Source organism: Promicromonospora alba, assembly GCF_042654905.1.
Lineage (GTDB): Bacteria > Actinomycetota > Actinomycetes > Actinomycetales > Cellulomonadaceae > Promicromonospora > Promicromonospora alba.
This window is the reverse complement of the sequence record NZ_JBHSFI010000004.1, coordinates 201,200-217,026: the sequence shown is the minus strand read 5'-3', so window position 1 is coordinate 217,026 and position 15,827 is coordinate 201,200. Positions and strand designations below refer to the sequence as shown.

The window sequence follows — 15,827 nt, the reverse complement described above, 5'->3', positions numbered from 1 at the left end:
TGTCCGGACGCCCGCTCTACTTCGCGAGCCGGTGATCGGCGAAGTAGAGCGTGCGTCCGGACACCCGCTCTACTTCGCGGATCTGCGGCGACGGACCGTGGAGGGTCAGGTCAGGTCGGGCACCGGGCCCGTCGTCGTGCCCTCGACCAGGCTCACGGGCAGCATCACCGACTGGGGCTCCTCGCCGGCCAGCAGCGCGATGACGGCCAGTCCGAGCGCCCGGCCCTTCTCGACGAGCGGCTGATGCACGCTGGTCAGCACGTCGGGGGAGAGCCACGGCAGGTCGAGCCCGTCGAACCCGGCGACCGACACGTCCTCGGGCACCCGCAGCCCGAGCTCGCGGGCGGCGATCACGGCGCCGGCGGCGAGCAGGTCGGAGTGCGCGACGATCGCCGTCGGACGATCCCGGGCGGGCGCCCACTCGGACAGGATCTCGGTGGCGGCGTCGCGCCCGTGCTCCACGAGCGAGGCGGGCGTCTCCCACGAGATGACGGGTTCGATGACGTCCCGCACGCCGGCCAGCCGGTTGCGGGTCGGCGTGCGCTCGGCCGCGGCGAGCCGGTCGGTGTCGACCAGCCCGGACCGCTCGTCCCGCCCGAACGGCAGAGTGATCTCCGCGATCCGCGTGTGCCCGAGCTCGACGAGGTGCCGCACCGCGTCGGCGGCCCCGCGCCGGTCCTCGACGCCCACCACCGGCACGCCGGACACCTCCTGTCCCTCGCCGACCACGACGGGAACGCCCCGCCGCTGCAGCGCGGCAAGGTTCGGGTCGTCCTTCAGGGTGCCCCAGACGAGCACCGCGACGTCCATCGCGGCGGCCTCGACCAGCGGGTCGACGGCGGGCGGGAGCCCCGCCTCGGCGGCGAGCCCCATGGACTGCGTGGTGGCGCCCTGCGGCATACCCGGCACGAGCAGCACGCCGAGGCCCTGCTCACCGATCGCGGAGACGAGGCCGTGCAGCACCTGGGTGGAGACGGGGTCGCGGAACGACCTGCCGAGCTGGTCGCCGATCACCACGCCGACGATCCCGGACCGTCCCGACCGGAGCTGCCGCCCCAGGGGGTTGGGGCCGGAGTACTCGAGCTCGCGTGCGGCGGCAAGTACCTTCTCCCGGGTCTCGGGGGTGATCGGTCCGGCACCGGAGAAGGCGAGCGACGCGGTGGAGACGGAGACACCGGCCAGCTCGGCGACCTTCGCGAGGGTCGGGCGTACGGTCTGGCGGCTCATCGCGGCTTCCTTGTCTCTCACCTCGGCACCAGTGGTGCGGGGCCCAGGAATCTGCTGGGCTGGTCCCAGATTGTGGTTTACGGTCGGGAGATTCAACCGCACCAAGGAGTTCAGTGCCTACTGCACACGCCGCCGCCCGTGCGGTCTTCGTCGTCTTCGCGGCCAGTGGGTTCGCCTTCGCGAGCTGGGCATCGCGTCTTCCGGCCGTCCGGGACGGGCTGTCCTTCTCCGAGCAGGAGATGGGTCTGCTGCTGCTCACGGGGTCCGTCGGCTCCGTCGCCGCTATCCCGCTCTCGGGGCTGGTCGCCGAGCGTTTCGGTACCGCGCGGACCGTCCTGGGCTTCGCGAGCCTGGTGGTGGTGGGCCTCGCCGTGGCCGGTTACGGCGTCGCCACGGGTGAGCACCTCGCGGTGCGGCTCGGCCTGATCCTGTTCGGCGTGGGTACCGGCGTCTGGGACGCCGCGATGAACCTCGAGGGCGCAGCCGTCGAGCAGCGGCTCGGGCGCGCGATCATGCCGGTCTTCCACGCCGGCTTCTCGTTCGGCACGGTGGTCGGCGCCGGCATCGGCATCGTGGTGGCCAACGTGGGCGTGCCGGTGCTCTGGCACGTCGTGGCCGCGGGGGCGATCGCCCTGCTGTCGGTGCTGATCGCGGTCCGCTTCTTCTCGCCGAACGTCGTCGCGGCGGCGCTGCCGGACGGCGTGGCGATGACCCGGGCGGGCAGCGCGGACGGCGCCGACCCGGGAGAGGTGACGCCGCCGTCGTCGGGCATCACGGGGCTCCTTTCCGCCTGGCGGGAGTCGCGCACGCTGGCGATCGGGCTCGTGGTGCTCGCCGCCGCCCTGACCGAGGGCGTCGCCAACGACTGGGTAGGCCTTGCGGTGGTGGACGGGTTCGGCACGTCCGACGGGATGGGCGCCGCCGGCCTCGCCGTCTTCCTCACGGCGATGACGGCTGCCCGGCTCGCCGGGACGCGGGCCATCGACCGGTTCGGCCGCGTGCCGGTGCTGGTGGTCTCCGCGGTGCTCGCTTTCGTGGGCGTGCTGACGTTCGCGCTGGTCCCGGTCCTGTGGCTGGCGCTGGTCGGCGTCGGCCTGTGGGGCCTCGGCGCGGCGATGGGCTTCCCGATGGGTATGAGCGCGGCGTCCGACGAGCCGCGGCGAGCGGCCATGCGGGTGGCGGCGGTCTCGACCATCGGGTACACCGCGTTCTTCGTGGGGCCGCCCCTGATCGGCTTGGTCGCGCACACGACGGGCTACCGCCTGGCGGTACTCGTGCTCCTGATCCCGATGGTGCTCGCGCTGGTCCTGGCACGTTCCGTGCGCCCGCTGCCCTCGGCCGCTGGTGTGAAGAGGTAGTGCAGGGAGCTCAGCGCCCCGGCTGGCGGGGGCAGGCCCGCGAGAGCGAGCATTGAACACGTCCGCCGACACCAAAAGGTTCCAGAATTGGCAGACATCACCCACGGCATGTCGAAGATGTGCACAAATCCAACGCGACAGGTAGATAGGCTTGCACGGTGAGCCCATACCCGGCAGACACCGTCCAGGCGCAAGCGGTGGCCCCCAGCCTCGCCGATCTCACCACACTCCGCGTGGGTGGCCCGGCAGCCTCGTTCGTCGAGGCCGAGGAAGAGGCTGCTCTGATCGAGGCGGTGAGCACCGCCGACGACGCCGGTGTGCCGCTGCTGGTCGTGGGTGGCGGCTCCAACCTGCTGGTGGCTGACGAAGGTTTCGACGGTCTCGTCGTGCGCGACGCGCGCAGCGGCATCACGGTCGAGTCGGACGACTCCTGTGGCGGCGCCGTGGTGAGCGCCCCGGCCGGCCAGAACTGGGACGAGCTCGTGGAGCGCGCCGTCACCGAGGGCTGGGTGGGTGTCGAGTCCCTGTCGGGCATCCCCGGGACGGTGGGCGCGGCTCCGGTGCAGAACATCGGTGCGTACGGTCAGGAGCTCTCCGGCGTGGTCTCGCTGGTCCGCACGTGGGACCGGGGCGAGCGGCGGGTGCGCACCTTCTCCGTCGGGCAGCTGGACTTCGGGTACCGCACGTCGCTGCTCAAGCGTTCGATGCACAGCGAGGGCCGGGACGAGGACCCGCGTGCCCCCTGGTACCCGTCGCCGCGCTACGTGGTGCTGGACGTGCAGTTCCAGTTCCGCCTCGGCACCCTGTCGGCGCCCGTGGGCTACGGCGAGCTGGCCCGGCGTCTGGGCGTCGAGGTGGGGCAGCGCGCCCCGATGGGGGAGGTCCGCGAGACCGTGCTGGGTCTGCGCGGGGGTAAGGGCATGCTGCTCGATCGCCCGTCCTTCGGCGCGGAGCCGGACCACGACCGCTGGAACTCCGGATCGTTCTTCACCAATCCGGTGATCCCCGTCGAGCACCTCGCGCACCTGCCCGAGGACGCCCCTCGCTACCCGGTCCGTTCGTCGACGCCGGAGACCAGCACGGGCCCGAGCCTCGGTGCGATCGACCCGACCCTCGTCAAGACCAGTGCCGCCTGGCTCATCGAGCGGGCCGGCTTCGGCAAGGGTTTCGGCCTGGCGGGGGAGCGCAGCCCGGCGCGGCTGTCAACCAAGCACACGCTCGCGATGACGAACCGTGGCGGCGCCCGGGCCGAGGACGTCGTGGCCCTGGCCCGCGCCGTGCGCGACGGGGTCCGCGACCGGTTCGGCGTGACCCTGGTCCCGGAGACCGTCCTGGTGGGCGTCTCCCTCTGACCTTGCTGCCGAAGTAGAGCGTCTGTCCGAGTTTTCCCGGCGCGGCCGGGGAGACTCGGACAGACGCTCTACCTCGGCAGCAAGGTCAGTAGACGACGACAGGGGTGCCCGACGGCGCTCCCCAGGTGTCCCAGATCCAGTCCATCGCGCTGTTCGACACGCGCACGCAGCCGTGCGACGCCGGGAAGGCGGGCACCGACGCCGAGCCGTGCACCGCGATGCCACCCGTGAAGAACTTGGGCCGCCACATGTCGCCCAGCTCGAGCGTCGACGAGTGCATCCCGTTCACCTCGCGGAACACGGCGAACGACCCGCGCGGCGTGTACGCCGTGTACGTGGCGCCCTTCGCCTCGTAGGTCTCCCCGTTGCCGGACGACGCGTTGATGACCTTGACGACCTTGCCGTTGTCGACGGCCAGCACGAGCTGCCGGTCGATGTCTATCTCGAGCACCTTGCCCGACGACGTCTGCGCCTTGGGCACGACGCCGTCGTCCGCCGCGTTCTGCGTGGCGTCGCCGACCACGCCGTCGCGGTACAGGCCACCGGCCTTCTGCAGCGCGAAGATCGCCTGCTGCGTCTCGCCGCCGTACGCCTTGTCGACAGAGGTCACGAAGTAACCGAGGTCCTGCAGCCGCTGCTGAAGCTTGCCCACCCGGTTGCTGACCTCGCCGTACTCGATGTAGTCGGGCTTCTCGGGCTCCTCCTCCTTCGGGCCCTTGTCGCCGCCCTTGCCGTCGGGCTTCCCCTCACCCTGCGACGTGCCGTCGCCCGGCTCGGACGACTCGTCGTCGCCCGCGCCGTCGCCCTCGTCCTCGCCGGGCTTCGCGGTGCCCTCACCGGCGTCGTCCCCGGCACCTTCGTCAGTGCCGTCGCCGCTGGGCTCGGACGACGGCTCGCTCGGCGAAGCCTCCGGATCCTGTTCGTCGGCGCTCGGCTCCGGGCTCGGGGTGCTCTCCTCCGGGCCGGCCGAGCTCATCGCCGCCGAGTCCGCAGGCGGCTCCTCGTCGCCGCCGCAGGCCGACAGCAGGCCCGCCGTCAGCGCGACCGCGCCCAGCGTGCCAAGGACCCTCTTACCGACTGCCGCGCCCACACCATGGGCAGGCTTGCCGTGCATTACCCGCATCGTGACTCCTCCTCGACTGCACCTTCTGGGGGTGGTGGTGCAGTACCGCACTCGCGAGACGACGTCGTCCCCTCGCGAGTGTCCTGTATCTCCCACTGACGCGCGGGCGTCCAGGATGGTTGCGTCGGTCGATCGTCACCCAATCGTGACTGTGCCGCTCGCGGGGAGTGCGTCCAGGGTGTCAGCGGGATCAGGAGCTAGCAACCACGCGTCGGCGCCGGCCAGGAGCCGGGCCTTGGTGCTCGACGACGCCCGGCTTGCCCGGATCGACGACGCCGCGAGCCCGGCGAGCTCCGGGTCGGTGAAGCCGTGCGCGCTCCGCGCGATCTCGTACTGGTCGACGAGCCGTGACCCGAACAGGAGCGGGTCGTCGGCACCCAGTGCCACCATCGCACCCGCGTCCACCAGGGTGCGCAGCGGTACCTCGTTCGCCTCGCTGTACACGCCGAGGCCGATGTTCGAGCCCGGGTTCACCTCGAGGGCCACACCGCGCTCCACGATCTCGCCGAGGAGCCGCTCGTCCTCTGCGGCGCGCACGCCGTGCCCGATCCGGTCGGGAACGAGCTCTCGCATGACCTCGCTGAGGTGGTCGGGCCCCAGCAGCTCGCCACCGTGCGGCACGGCCGCGAGGCCGGCGCGGCGCGCGATGTCGAACGCGTGCCCGAACTGGGACGTGTCCCCGCGGCGCTCGTCGTTCGACAGCCCGAAGCCCACGACCTCGCCCACGCCGTCGCCCGCGTACCGGGCGGCGAGCCGGGCGAGCGTGCGCGCGTCGAGCGGATGCCTCATGCGCGACGCCGCGATGATCACGCCCACCTCGATGCCGTGCGCGGCGCTCGCGGCCTGGGCGGCGTCGATGACTATCTCGACGGCGGGGGTGATACCGCCCACGAACGGGGCATAGGAGGTCGGGTCCACCTGGATCTCGAGCCGGCCGGAGCCCTCGGCGGCGTCGTCGGCCGCGGCCTCGTCGACCAGGCGGCGCATGTCGGCCTCCGAGCGCACGCATGCGCGGGCGGCGTCGTACAGGCGCTGGAAACGGAACCAGCCGCGCTCGGTGGCGGGCAGGCGCAGGGGGTCGTTGTCGATGAGCGCTTCGGGGAGGCGCACCTGGTATGCGGCTGCCATGTCGACGAGCGTCGGCACCCGCATGGATCCGGTGAAGTGGAGGTGGAGGTGCGCCTTGGGGAGGAGTGCGAGGTCGCGCATCTGCGTAGTCTGGCAAAGCGGTGCTCCGGCGGCAGCCGGGAACGTGATACTCCGCACTACTCACACATCCCGCCGTCCCATCTTTGGTGTGCGTGCGCTCCGCTCCGTATCCTGAGAAGAACATGCCCCAGATAGCCGAAATGACTGATTTACGCGATGCGCAACCACGGACACCGGTGAACCAGTGAACGAAGAGACCACGAACGAGGACAACGCCGCAGACCCTCCGGTGCACGTCGTCCTCGGCGGTAAGTACGAGCTGGTCGACGTCCTCGGCACTGGTGCAACGTTCACGGTCTACGAGGCGCAACGCGTCGCAGCCCCTGCGGTGCCGGAGCCCGCGGCGAGCGACGACGGCGACGCCGGCACCGCCGGAGAGACCGGCACCGACAAGGCAGACGCCGACAAGGCAGACGCTGACGCGGCTGACGCGAGCACGAGCGAGGCCGAGTCCGGCGAGGCGTCCGAGGACGAGGCGTCCGACGACAAGCCGTCTGATGCCGACACCACGGACACCGATACCGCGGACACCGACGCCGCGACCGACGCCGAGGACACCGAGCCGGACGAGCCCGAGGTCGACCTCGACCAGCCGCTCGTGGTCAAGGTGCTGCACCCCCACCTGGTCGACGACCAGAACGCCCGCGACTCCCTGCGGCGCGAGGTCGAGGCCTCGGCGCTGGTGGACCACCCCGGCGTCGTGAAGGTGCTGGACTCGGGCGAGGACGACGTCGCCGGCGCGAACGTCCCCTGGACGGTCATGAACCGCATGGCGGGCGTCTCGCTGTCCGATCTCGCGGGCGACCACGGTCTGCCCTGGCGCGACGCTCTGTCGATCGTCGACGGACTGCTGGAGGCGCTCGGCGCGGTGCACGCGGCAGGCCTCGTGCACCGCGACGTCGCGCCCCGCAACGTGATGGTCGACAAGCAGGCCGACGGCACGTTCGTCGTCGGGCTCCTGGACCTCGGGCTCACCCGGCCCGCGGGCGGTGAAGGCGACGGCGCGACGGTGGCCGGCTCGGTCATCGGGATGTCGCCGGAGCAGGCCCGGGGCAAGCCGCTCGACGCGCGCAGCGACATCTACGCGGTCGGTGCGCTCGCGTACTACACGCTCACCGGGCACGCGCCCTACGAGCGGGCGCAGGCGGAGGACGTCCTGCGGGCGCACGTGAACGCGCCGGTACCGGCGGCCTCGGCGCGCCGTGCCGCCGTCCCGGCGTCCGTGGACCGCCTCGTGTCGCGTGCGATGGCCAAGGACCCGGGCCGGCGGTTCCCCACCGCCGAGGCGATGCGCGGGACCGTGACGATCCTGCTCGGCGGCCCTGCCGGCCGGCTGGGCACCAGCGGCGAGACCATGCAGCTCGGCGTGGGCGCCGGTGGCACCGAGGTGATCGACCCGGTCCTGGGTGCGGGGGCCGGCTCGGGCACCATGAAGCTGGGTCAGGTCGACGAGGGCACCGACCGCACCATGATGGTGGGCGCCGTGGGTGCCGCGGCCGTCGGAGCGGGTGTCGCAGGGGCAGCGACCGCGGTAGCAGCCGATGGTGCGTCCGGCGCGGCGCCGACCGTGGTGTCCGCGCCGCCCTCGGTAGGGCGGCCGCCGATCGGTCCTTACCCGGCGGTGCCCGAGGAGGAGCGGAAGTGGTGGCACGCCCTGACGACCGGGCGCGGCCGCGTGATCACGGTCATCGTGTTCGCGCTGCTCGTGTTCGGCGGGGCGGGTCTGGTGATCGCGAACATCATCAACAGCCAGGGCACGCCCGTGGTCACGCCGCCCGTCACCACGACCACTGAGGATCCGACGCCGACACCTTCGTCGTCGCCCACCCCGAGCCAGACCGACAACGACGACGACGACTTCACGCCGACGCCGACCCCCACGCCTACGCCCACACCGACGCCGACCCCCACACCGACGCCGACCCCGACGCCCACCCCGACGCCCACACCGACGCCGACCCCCACACCGACGCCGACACCGACCCCCACACCGACTCCGACCCCGGCCGTGACGCCGACGAACGAGCCGGTCGAACCGACGGACGAGCCGACCGGCGGGGGAGAAGCCGGCGGCGACCCGTCGGCGCCCGCCGACGCCGACGGCCGCTAGACCGCTCCTGGGGAGCGGTCTCGCGGCCGGCGGTCAGGCGATCCAGCCCCGCTCCCTGGCCACGGTCACCGCCGCCGTCCGGTCGGCGACGCCGAGCTTGGCGAACGCCCGGATGAGGTGCGTCTTGACCGTCGCTTCGGTGATGGACAGCTCGCGCCCGACCTGTGCGTTCGACCGGCCGAGCGCCACGAGCGTGAGCACCTCCGCCTCTCGGGCAGAGGGCCGTTCCGCCGAGCTGCGTACCGAGCTGACCAGGCGGGTCGCGACACTGGGGGCCAGCACGGTCTCGCCCCGGGCGGCCGCGCGGACCCCCGCGACCAGCTCCGCGCGGGGCGTGTCCTTGAGCAGGTAGCCGGTGGCACCGGCCTCGACGGCGCGCAGGATGTCGGCGTCGGTGTCGTACGTGGTCAGCACCACGACGCGGGGTCCGGTGCCCACTATGCCGGCGGTCGCGGCCACGCCGTCGAGCACCGGCATCCGCAGGTCCATGAGCACGACGTCGGGCCGCAGCGACGCCGCGAGGGCCACCGCCTCCTGCCCGTCGGCGGCCTCGCCCACCACCTCGAGGTCGTCCTCGACGCTGAGCATGCCCGCGAGCCCTGACCGCACCACCGGATGGTCGTCTACCACCAGCACCCGGATCATCCAGCCACCCCCTGTGTCCTCTCGTGTTCCCCGGCAGCGGTGCCTGCCGCCGCCGTACCGGGCCCGGTACCTGCCCGGCCGTCGACCGCCGGGCCGACCTGCCCGTCGACCGGTACACGGGCGCACAGCGTGGTCCCGCCGTCGTCCCCCGGCCCGACCGCCAGCGTGCCGCCCGCCGACCGCAGGCGCTCCCGCATCCCCGCCAGCCCGAACCCGTCGACGGCTTCCGTGTCGAACCCGCGCCCGTCGTCGGACACCGTGAGTGTCACCTCTCCCTCCGCCTGCCCCAGCCGCACGACGACGGAGCGTGCCTGCGCATGCCGTCGCACGTTCGCGAACGCCTCCTGCGCGGCCCGCAGCAGCACCACCTCGACGGTCGGCGACAGCGCGCCGACCCGATCCGTCTCCACGGCCACCGCCAGGCCGGTCTCCTCGGCGAACCGGCTGCCGAGCCGGCCGAGCGCCTGGGGCAGCGACGCGTCCTGCAGCGCCACCGGCGCGAACGCCGCCACCAGGGCGCGGGCCTCGGCGAGGTTGTCGCGCGCCGTGTCCTCCACGACGTGCAGGCGCTCACGCACGGCGACGTCGTCCCCGAGGTCGAGGGCCGCCGTCGCGGCCTGCGCCTGCATCACCACGCTCGTGAACCCCTGGGCGAGCGTGTCGTGGATCTCGCGGGCCAGGCGCTCGCGCTCGGCCAGGACCCCCGCCTCGTGGCTGGTCAGCGCCAGCTGCTTCTGCGTGGCGTGCAGCTGGCCGAGCAGCCGCACCTGCTCCTCCGCCCGGCGCATCGCCACGTGGAACCACAGCCCGAGCCCGATCGCGAACACGAGAGTGACCAGCATCTGCGGCACCACCTCGCCCATGACCGCGACGTCGAAGTCGTACCGCGACGAGATACCGACCGACACCGCGACCGCCAGGGCGACGCAGCCGACCACGCCGTACCGGATCGACTCCAGCAGCATCCACACCTGCGCGAACGCGATGAACAGCAGGAGTGACGCCACGCCGCCCTGCGACACCGTCACCCCGGTGCCGATCACGAGCACCGACAGGTACAGCACGGCCAGCCGCTGGTTCCGGGTCCGGGCCGCCCGCGCGCCCCACAGCAGGTAGGCCAGCACGATCACGCCCATCGACGAGTACGCGACGGCGAGCTGCGTTCCCCGAGTCCCGTCCAGCGCCAGTGCGACGGCGGTCAGCGCGATGATCACGCCGAACGCGGCGTCCCACCACCGCACCTGGTCCTCCCACCCGGCGTACAGGCGCTCCAGATCCTGGTCGCGGTCAGCGTCGTCCCGGTCGGCCGCGGCTCCGTCGCCCGCTGTTCCGTCAGCCGTCATCGTGCCGCCGCCACCGGAACGTCCGCGTGCCGATCACGAGCCCCACCACCAGCCATGCCGCCAGTACAGCAGCCGTCGCGCCGGACTGCCAGGCCCCGGACGGCTCCGCCGCGGCGAACGCGTCCGGCAGGAACACCGACCGCATGCCCTGCGCGATCCACTTGAGCGGGAACAGGGACGACAGGTCGATCATCCAGCCGGGCAGCTGACTGACCGAGAAGAAGACCCCGGACGTGAACTGAAGGACCAGGAGCGGCGTCACCACCACCGCGCTCGCGGACCGCCCGGACCGGGGCACCGACGAGTACGCGACCCCGCACACCGCACCCGCCGCCGTGCCGAGCACGAAGACCCAGGCGAACGTGGCCCAGCGTCCGGCGTCGTCGGGCAGCGGGACGTCGAAGACGAGCGCTGCGACCGCGAGCAGCAGCGCCGTCTGTGCGAGCACCGTGACCAGCGACAGGAACACCTTGCCGAGAAAGTACGACGTCGCCGGCAGCGGCGTCGCGCGCAGACGCTTCAGCGTGCCGTCGTCCCGCTCGACGGCAATCGACATGGCGAGCGTCTGGTACGTCGAGAGCATGACGCCCGTCGCGACCATCCCGGGCAGGAAGTACTGCGCGAAGCTGACCGTGACGCCGTCGGCGACGATCGGGTCGTCGTCGCCGAACACCGTCGCGAAGATCGCGAGCATGACTATCGGATAGGCGAAACCGAAGACCACCGAGTCGCGCTCGCGGACGAACTGCAGCAGCTCCACGCCGCCGCGCACCAGCCCCAGGCGGAGCATGCCGGGCAGCCGCTTCCGCTGATCGCTCCCTTCCCGCTGGTCGACCCCCCTCCGCTGGTCGAGCTTGTCGAGACCCGCCTCGAGCCCCTCCCGCTGGTCGAGCTTGTCGAGGCCCGCGCCCTCCGTCGCACTCATCACGCCGCCTCCCTGCTCTGGTTGTCGATATTGATTCCGTCCACCGGCGCCTCGCCGATCAGCGAGAGGTACACGTCCTCGAGCGTCGGCCGGGTCACGGCCAGGCCGGGCACCTCGCCGTCAGGTCCGGCGGCCGCGATCAGCCGGGCGACGGCGGCCGTGGGTCGGTCCGTCCGCACGGTGCGCCGCACGCCGCCGTCGTCCCATGCGACGACGGGTGTGCGGGCCTCGGGACCGCCGAGCGTCTCGGGCGTCCCCGAGGCGACCACCACGCCGTCCCGCACGACCACCACCCGGTCGGCCAGCTGGGCTGCCTCGTCGAGATAGTGGGTGGTCAGGAGGATCGTGGTGCCGTCGTCGCGCAGGCTCGTCACGAGGTCCCAGAAGGACCGGCGGGCCTGAGGGTCGAACCCGGTAGTGGGCTCGTCGAGGAACAGCAGCTCGGGTCTGCCCACTATGCCGAGCGCCACGTCGAGCCGACGCCGCTGCCCGCCGGACAGCCCGCGGGTCCGCGCCCGGGCCTTCTCCGCGAGCCCCACCGCGGCGATGACCTCCGCGGGGTCGCGCGGATCGGGGTAGGACGCCGCGGCGGCCCGCACCTTCTCCAGGACGGTGAGCTCGCTCATGTCCCGCGAGTCCTGCATGACGACGCCGATCCGGGCACGCCAGGCGCGCCCGGCGTGCCGGGGGTCGTCGCCGAGCACCGACACCTCGCCGTCGTCGCGGTCGCGGAAGCCCTCGAGGATCTCGACGGTCGTGGTCTTGCCCGCGCCGTTGGGCCCGAGGACCGCCACGATCTCGCCCGTCGCGACGTCGAGATCGAGGCCGGCGACGGCGTCCTTGTAGCCGGCGCGTGCGTTGCCGTAGCGCTTGCGGAGGCCGCGTACTCGCACGGCCAGGGGGTCGGAGGTCTGCATGCCGTCGAGCATGCTCTCGCGGGCGTCCCTGGCGGGACGCCCGTTCGGCTGCACCTGCTGTCCACCGTTCGATGGACACCGCTCCGGCACGTAGTCGCTGGTCGAGCCCTCGTTGGTCGAGCTTGTCGAGACCGGCCGACGTCGCAGCCCTCCCGTTGGCCGCCCGTTGGTCGAGCCCGACGAGACCCCAAGGGCCCGTCAGGAACGAGTTCGACCTACAGCGTTGGGTACCGTACAGTTGTGCCTCGGTGATCGATCCTCACCTGAAGTGGCGTGCCTCTCCGGAGGTCCGCGCGAACACTTGACAAGGGATCGAACGCAGAGGGTAGTGGCGCAATTGGTAGCGCAGCGGTCTCCAAAACCGCAGGTTGCAGGTTCGAGTCCTGTCTACCCTGCCAGCGTGAACCCCAGCGGGGCCGCGCGCAGCGGGCCCACGTGAGTGGACCTGGCAAGCCAGTCCGCGCCAGCCGGCGCGCCGGGCCACAGGAGTGGGGTAGCAGTGAGCGACACCGAGGTGATCCAGAGCGCCGCGGAGCGTCCGAGCAAGGGCGGCGGCAACATCTTCGCCCGAATCGCGCTCTTCGTGCGCCAGGTGGTGGCCGAGCTCAAGAAGGTCGTCTCGCCGACGCGCTCCGAGCTCATGACGTACACGACAGTGGTGCTGGTCTTCCTGGTCGTGGTCATGTTCTTCGTGGTGGTGCTGGACTACGCGTTCGGCATGCTCGCCGGCTGGGTCTTCGGCTGATCCGGTCTTCCGCGGCGGCACGTTGACGCAGCCGTAGACGACCTCGACCACGGTCGACGTCGGTCCGGGTGCGCCGGACAAGCAGATGGGGCACGCTGCGCAGTACTTCGCTGTGACCGTTCTCGCCTGTTGCTGATTGTCGCTTCGCGGCACTTTCGCGCGACAATGGGCGAACACAGCTCGTAGAAGTACGCACACACGTGCCGGGCGTAGCCCCGGCGCACGAAGAGAAAGCAGGTTCGTTTCGTGTCCCAGGACTCTCTGGACCAGACGGAGAACGTCTCGCCGTCCGACGGCGACGATGCGGCCGTCGACGCGCCCCTGGACGCCGAGAACGCCGACGTGCCTGCGGACGCCGAGACTCCGGTCGACACCGACGCCGAGACCACGGACGAGAGCGAGGTCGAGGGCGACGCCACCGACGAGCGCACCGTCGACGCCGACGGCGACGTCATCGTGGACGAGGTCGAGGAGTTCAAGCGAACCCTCCGCGGACAGTCCGGCGACTGGTACGTCATCCACTCGTACGCGGGTTACGAGAAGCGCGTGAAGACCAACCTCGAGAACCGCATCCAGAGCCTCAACATGGAGGACTACATCTTCCAGGTCGAGGTTCCGATGGAAGAGGTCGCCGAGATCAAGAACGCGCAGAAGAAGATCGTGAGCCGGGTGCGGATCCCCGGTTACGTCCTCGTGCGCATGGACCTGACCGACGAGTCGTGGGGCGCCGTGCGGCACACCCCGGGCGTCACGGGCTTCGTCGGGCACACGCACCAGCCGGTGCCGCTGAACCTCGACGAGATCTACTCGATGCTCGCGCCCTCGATGCTGCAGCAGCCGTCGCAGGCCGGCCAGGCGGCAACCGGCGGCGGCGCGTCGACCGGTGGCAAGGCCCCGGTCCACGTGGACTTCGAGGTCGGCGAGTCGGTGACTGTTACCGACGGTCCGTTCGACACGCTGCCCGCCTCGATCTCCGAGATCAACGTCGAGGCCCAGAAGCTCAAGGTCCTCGTCTCCATCTTCGGCCGGGAGACCCCGGTCGAGCTGGGGTTCAACCAGGTCGCCAAGATCTGATCGTTCGTCCCTCAGCATTTGCAACCGGGTCATCGCCCACGGCGTCGGCCCAACCGAACAGAAGGTAGAAACGCATGCCCCCGAAGAAGAAGGTCTCCGGCCTCATCAAGCTGCAGATCAACGCTGGTGCGGCGACGCCGGCCCCGCCGATCGGCCCCGCGCTGGGTCAGCACGGCGTGAACATCATGGAGTTCTGCAAGGCGTACAACGCCGCGACCGAGTCGCAGCGCGGCAACGTCGTCCCGGTCGAGATCACGGTGTACGAGGACCGCTCGTTCACGTTCATCACCAAGACCCCGCCGGCCGCTGAGCTGATCAAGAAGGCCGCCGGTGTGCCCAAGGGCTCGCCCACGCCGCACACGGTCAAGGTCGCCACGATCACCAAGGCTCAGGTCCGCGAGATCGCGACGACCAAGCTGGCGGACCTGAACGCGAACGACCTCGACGCCGCGTCGCTGATCATCGCGGGCACCGCCCGCTCCATGGGCATCACCGTCTCTGAGTGACGAAGTCACTCAGAGCCATAAGCACAGTCGAGTGATTCCCCCGGGGCTGCTTCCAGCCCCGGACCGCACGAGGTGACCGGCGGACGTCGTCGGTCACCGCAGTGGCAGGGCCGACAGGCCCGCTACGACCACAAGGAGAGAGAACATGGCAAAGCGCAGCAAGGCGTATCTCGCCGCCGCAGAGAAGATCGACAGCGAGACGCTGTACTCGCCGCTCGAGGCGATCCGTCTCGCCAAGGAGACCGCCACCGTCAAGTACGACGCGACCGTCGAGGTTGCGTTCCGCCTCAGCGTCGACCCGCGCAAGGCCGACCAGATGGTCCGTGGCACGGTCAACCTGCCGAACGGCACGGGTAAGACCGCCAAGGTCATCGTGTTCGCCAACGCCGCCAAGGCGGAGGAGGCCCGCGCGGCCGGTGCCGACGAGGTCGGTGGCGACGAGCTGATCGAGAAGGTGGCCGCCGGCTACACCGACTTCGACGCGGCCGTCGCCACGCCGGACCTCATGGGCAAGGTCGGTCGCCTCGGTAAGGTGCTCGGCCCCCGCGGCCTCATGCCGAACCCGAAGACCGGCACCGTGACGATGGACGTGACCAAGGCTGTCACCGACATCAAGGGCGGCAAGATCGAGTTCCGCGTCGACAAGCACGCGAACCTGCACTTCATCATCGGCAAGGCCTCCTTCTCGGAGGTCCAGCTGCTGGAGAACTACGCGGCCGCGCTCGACGAGGTCCTCCGCCTCAAGCCGTCGTCGTCGAAGGGTCGCTACATCAGCAAGGCGACCATGGCCACGACGATGGGCCCCGGCATCCCGCTGGACCAGAGCAAGACCACCAAGCTCCTGGAAGAGGTCTCGGCCTGAGCCGAGCGCTTCTGAGCGCAAGAAGGCCCGCATCCCGCGAGGGGTGCGGGCCTTTTTGATTTTGGTTCAGCACGATGTATCGAACGCGCCGCTCGCCCCTCTTATCTGATGAGCGGCATCGAGCCGACGCGCACCGAGGAGAGGGGGAGTGCCTGATGGGCACAGTCTTTTTCCTCCGCGGATCCGGAACCCCCGCCGTACACTCGGTTGGTCCAAGTGGTCCACGTCCGGCATCGGACGTGGAAACATCCGCCAGCAGAGAATCCCGTGGTGCAATGACAGGATCAAGGGAGGCCCTGCCCGACGTCGACGGGCCCGGGCTCACGCTCGGCGATCGCGCTGCGATCGCCTTGACCGAGTACCGCGAGGGCAACCACCAGGCGCTCGGCGACCTGGTCCGCGAGGCGACGCCGCTGCTGTAGCACACGGTC

The 15,827-nt window shown here is 71.2% G+C and carries 15 protein-coding genes and 1 tRNA gene; 9 read left to right on the top strand and 7 right to left on the bottom strand.

All coding sequences use genetic code 11. From position 1 onward, the window contains the following. Positions 1 to 105 precede the first annotated feature (105 nt). Positions 106 to 1,227, bottom strand: a complete 1,122-nt coding sequence (locus ACFO6V_RS11970; protein WP_377135574.1) for a LacI family DNA-binding transcriptional regulator — start codon at positions 1,225 to 1,227, stop codon at positions 106 to 108. 113 nt (positions 1,228 to 1,340) lie between these two features. Between ACFO6V_RS11970 and ACFO6V_RS11965 the strand changes: the two genes are divergently transcribed. Both ACFO6V_RS11965 and ACFO6V_RS11960 read left to right on the top strand, forming a co-directional pair. Beyond that, on the top strand, positions 1,341 to 2,585 hold the full coding sequence (locus tag ACFO6V_RS11965) for an MFS transporter (RefSeq protein ID WP_377135572.1): 1,245 nt from the start codon (positions 1,341 to 1,343) through the stop codon (positions 2,583 to 2,585). A gap of 158 nt (positions 2,586 to 2,743) precedes the next feature. Further along, positions 2,744 to 3,937, top strand: a complete 1,194-nt coding sequence (locus ACFO6V_RS11960) for a UDP-N-acetylmuramate dehydrogenase (RefSeq protein ID WP_377135570.1) — start codon at positions 2,744 to 2,746, stop codon at positions 3,935 to 3,937. Between the two features lie 85 nt (positions 3,938 to 4,022). On the opposite strand, the gene ACFO6V_RS11955 is transcribed toward ACFO6V_RS11960, so the two are convergent. Together ACFO6V_RS11955 and ACFO6V_RS11950 are read right to left on the bottom strand one after the other, a co-directional pair. After that, a complete protein-coding gene (locus tag ACFO6V_RS11955) occupies positions 4,023 to 5,060 on the bottom strand; it encodes a L,D-transpeptidase family protein (RefSeq protein WP_377135568.1) in 1,038 nt (345 codons plus the stop codon). 135 nt (positions 5,061 to 5,195) lie between these two features. After that, positions 5,196 to 6,269 (bottom strand): adenosine deaminase, encoded by a 1,074-nt coding sequence (locus ACFO6V_RS11950; RefSeq protein ID WP_377135566.1) that lies wholly within the window; start codon positions 6,267 to 6,269, stop codon positions 5,196 to 5,198. 184 nt (positions 6,270 to 6,453) lie between these two features. On the opposite strand from ACFO6V_RS11950, the gene ACFO6V_RS11945 reads away from it, so the two are divergent. Next, a complete protein-coding gene (locus ACFO6V_RS11945) occupies positions 6,454 to 8,379 on the top strand; it encodes a serine/threonine-protein kinase (RefSeq protein ID WP_377135563.1) in 1,926 nt (641 codons plus the stop codon). A gap of 33 nt (positions 8,380 to 8,412) precedes the next feature. Here ACFO6V_RS11945 and ACFO6V_RS11940 read toward each other — a convergent pair whose 3' ends face one another. The 4 genes from ACFO6V_RS11940 to ACFO6V_RS11925 form a co-directional block, all read right to left on the bottom strand. Next, on the bottom strand, positions 8,413 to 9,024 hold the full coding sequence (locus tag ACFO6V_RS11940) for a response regulator (RefSeq protein ID WP_377135561.1): 612 nt from the start codon (positions 9,022 to 9,024) through the stop codon (positions 8,413 to 8,415). Further along, positions 9,021 to 10,367, bottom strand: coding sequence for a sensor histidine kinase (locus ACFO6V_RS11935; RefSeq protein ID WP_377135558.1), 1,347 nt, complete (start codon positions 10,365 to 10,367; stop codon positions 9,021 to 9,023). The genes ACFO6V_RS11940 and ACFO6V_RS11935 overlap by 4 nt, the downstream gene beginning before the upstream one ends. Beyond that, positions 10,357 to 11,157, bottom strand: coding sequence for an ABC transporter permease (locus ACFO6V_RS11930; RefSeq protein WP_377136599.1), 801 nt, complete (start codon positions 11,155 to 11,157; stop codon positions 10,357 to 10,359). Before ACFO6V_RS11930 ends, ACFO6V_RS11935 begins: the two co-directional genes overlap by 11 nt. Positions 11,158 to 11,291: 134 nt before the next feature. Next, positions 11,292 to 12,209 carry an ABC transporter ATP-binding protein gene (locus tag ACFO6V_RS11925; protein ID WP_377135556.1) on the bottom strand — a complete coding sequence of 306 codons (918 nt, stop codon included), beginning with the start codon at positions 12,207 to 12,209 and terminating at the stop codon, positions 11,292 to 11,294. A 322-nt stretch (positions 12,210 to 12,531) separates the two neighbouring features. On the opposite strand from ACFO6V_RS11925, the gene ACFO6V_RS11920 reads away from it, so the two are divergent. The 6 genes from ACFO6V_RS11920 (at position 12,532) to ACFO6V_RS11895 (ending at position 15,818) form a co-directional block, all read left to right on the top strand. After that, positions 12,532 to 12,607 (top strand) — tRNA-Trp (locus ACFO6V_RS11920). A gap of 101 nt (positions 12,608 to 12,708) precedes the next feature. Continuing rightward, the gene (gene secE, locus ACFO6V_RS11915) at positions 12,709 to 12,954 is read left to right on the top strand and encodes a preprotein translocase subunit SecE (RefSeq protein ID WP_116673571.1); all 246 of its coding nucleotides are present in this window, start codon (positions 12,709 to 12,711) and stop codon (positions 12,952 to 12,954) included. 246 nt (positions 12,955 to 13,200) lie between these two features. Beyond that, a complete protein-coding gene (gene nusG, locus ACFO6V_RS11910) occupies positions 13,201 to 14,028 on the top strand; it encodes a transcription termination/antitermination protein NusG (protein WP_377135554.1) in 828 nt (275 codons plus the stop codon). Positions 14,029 to 14,102: 74 nt separating this feature from the next. Further along, a complete protein-coding gene (gene rplK / locus ACFO6V_RS11905) occupies positions 14,103 to 14,534 on the top strand; it encodes a 50S ribosomal protein L11 (RefSeq protein ID WP_357443993.1) in 432 nt (143 codons plus the stop codon). Between the two features lie 145 nt (positions 14,535 to 14,679). After that, the gene (gene rplA / locus ACFO6V_RS11900) at positions 14,680 to 15,396 is read left to right on the top strand and encodes a 50S ribosomal protein L1 (protein ID WP_377135552.1); all 717 of its coding nucleotides are present in this window, start codon (positions 14,680 to 14,682) and stop codon (positions 15,394 to 15,396) included. Between the two features lie 275 nt (positions 15,397 to 15,671). Beyond that, positions 15,672 to 15,818 carry a hypothetical protein gene (locus tag ACFO6V_RS11895; protein ID WP_377135550.1) on the top strand — a complete coding sequence of 49 codons (147 nt, stop codon included), beginning with the start codon at positions 15,672 to 15,674 and terminating at the stop codon, positions 15,816 to 15,818. Positions 15,819 to 15,827: the final 9 nt, after the last annotated feature.

Bases quoted from the DNA above. Each gene is read 5' to 3' on its own strand.
- ACFO6V_RS11970 (WP_377135574.1), bottom strand. From the start codon at position 1,227: ATGAGCCGCCAGACCGTACGCCCGACCCTCGCGAAGGTCGCCGAGCTG.
- ACFO6V_RS11955 (WP_377135568.1), bottom strand. From the start codon at position 5,060: ATGCGGGTAATGCACGGCAAGCCTGCCCATGGTGTGGGCGCGGCAGTC.
- ACFO6V_RS11950 (WP_377135566.1), bottom strand. From the start codon at position 6,269: ATGCGCGACCTCGCACTCCTCCCCAAGGCGCACCTCCACCTCCACTTC.
- ACFO6V_RS11940 (WP_377135561.1), bottom strand. From the start codon at position 9,024: ATGATCCGGGTGCTGGTGGTAGACGACCATCCGGTGGTGCGGTCAGGG.
- ACFO6V_RS11935 (WP_377135558.1), bottom strand. From the start codon at position 10,367: ATGACGGCTGACGGAACAGCGGGCGACGGAGCCGCGGCCGACCGGGAC.
- ACFO6V_RS11930 (WP_377136599.1), bottom strand. From the start codon at position 11,157: ATGCTCCGCCTGGGGCTGGTGCGCGGCGGCGTGGAGCTGCTGCAGTTC.
- ACFO6V_RS11925 (WP_377135556.1), bottom strand. From the start codon at position 12,209: ATGCAGACCTCCGACCCCCTGGCCGTGCGAGTACGCGGCCTCCGCAAG.
- rplK (WP_357443993.1), top strand. From the start codon at position 14,103: ATGCCCCCGAAGAAGAAGGTCTCCGGCCTCATCAAGCTGCAGATCAAC.
- rplA (WP_377135552.1), top strand. From the start codon at position 14,680: ATGGCAAAGCGCAGCAAGGCGTATCTCGCCGCCGCAGAGAAGATCGAC.
- ACFO6V_RS11895 (WP_377135550.1), top strand. From the start codon at position 15,672: ATGACAGGATCAAGGGAGGCCCTGCCCGACGTCGACGGGCCCGGGCTC.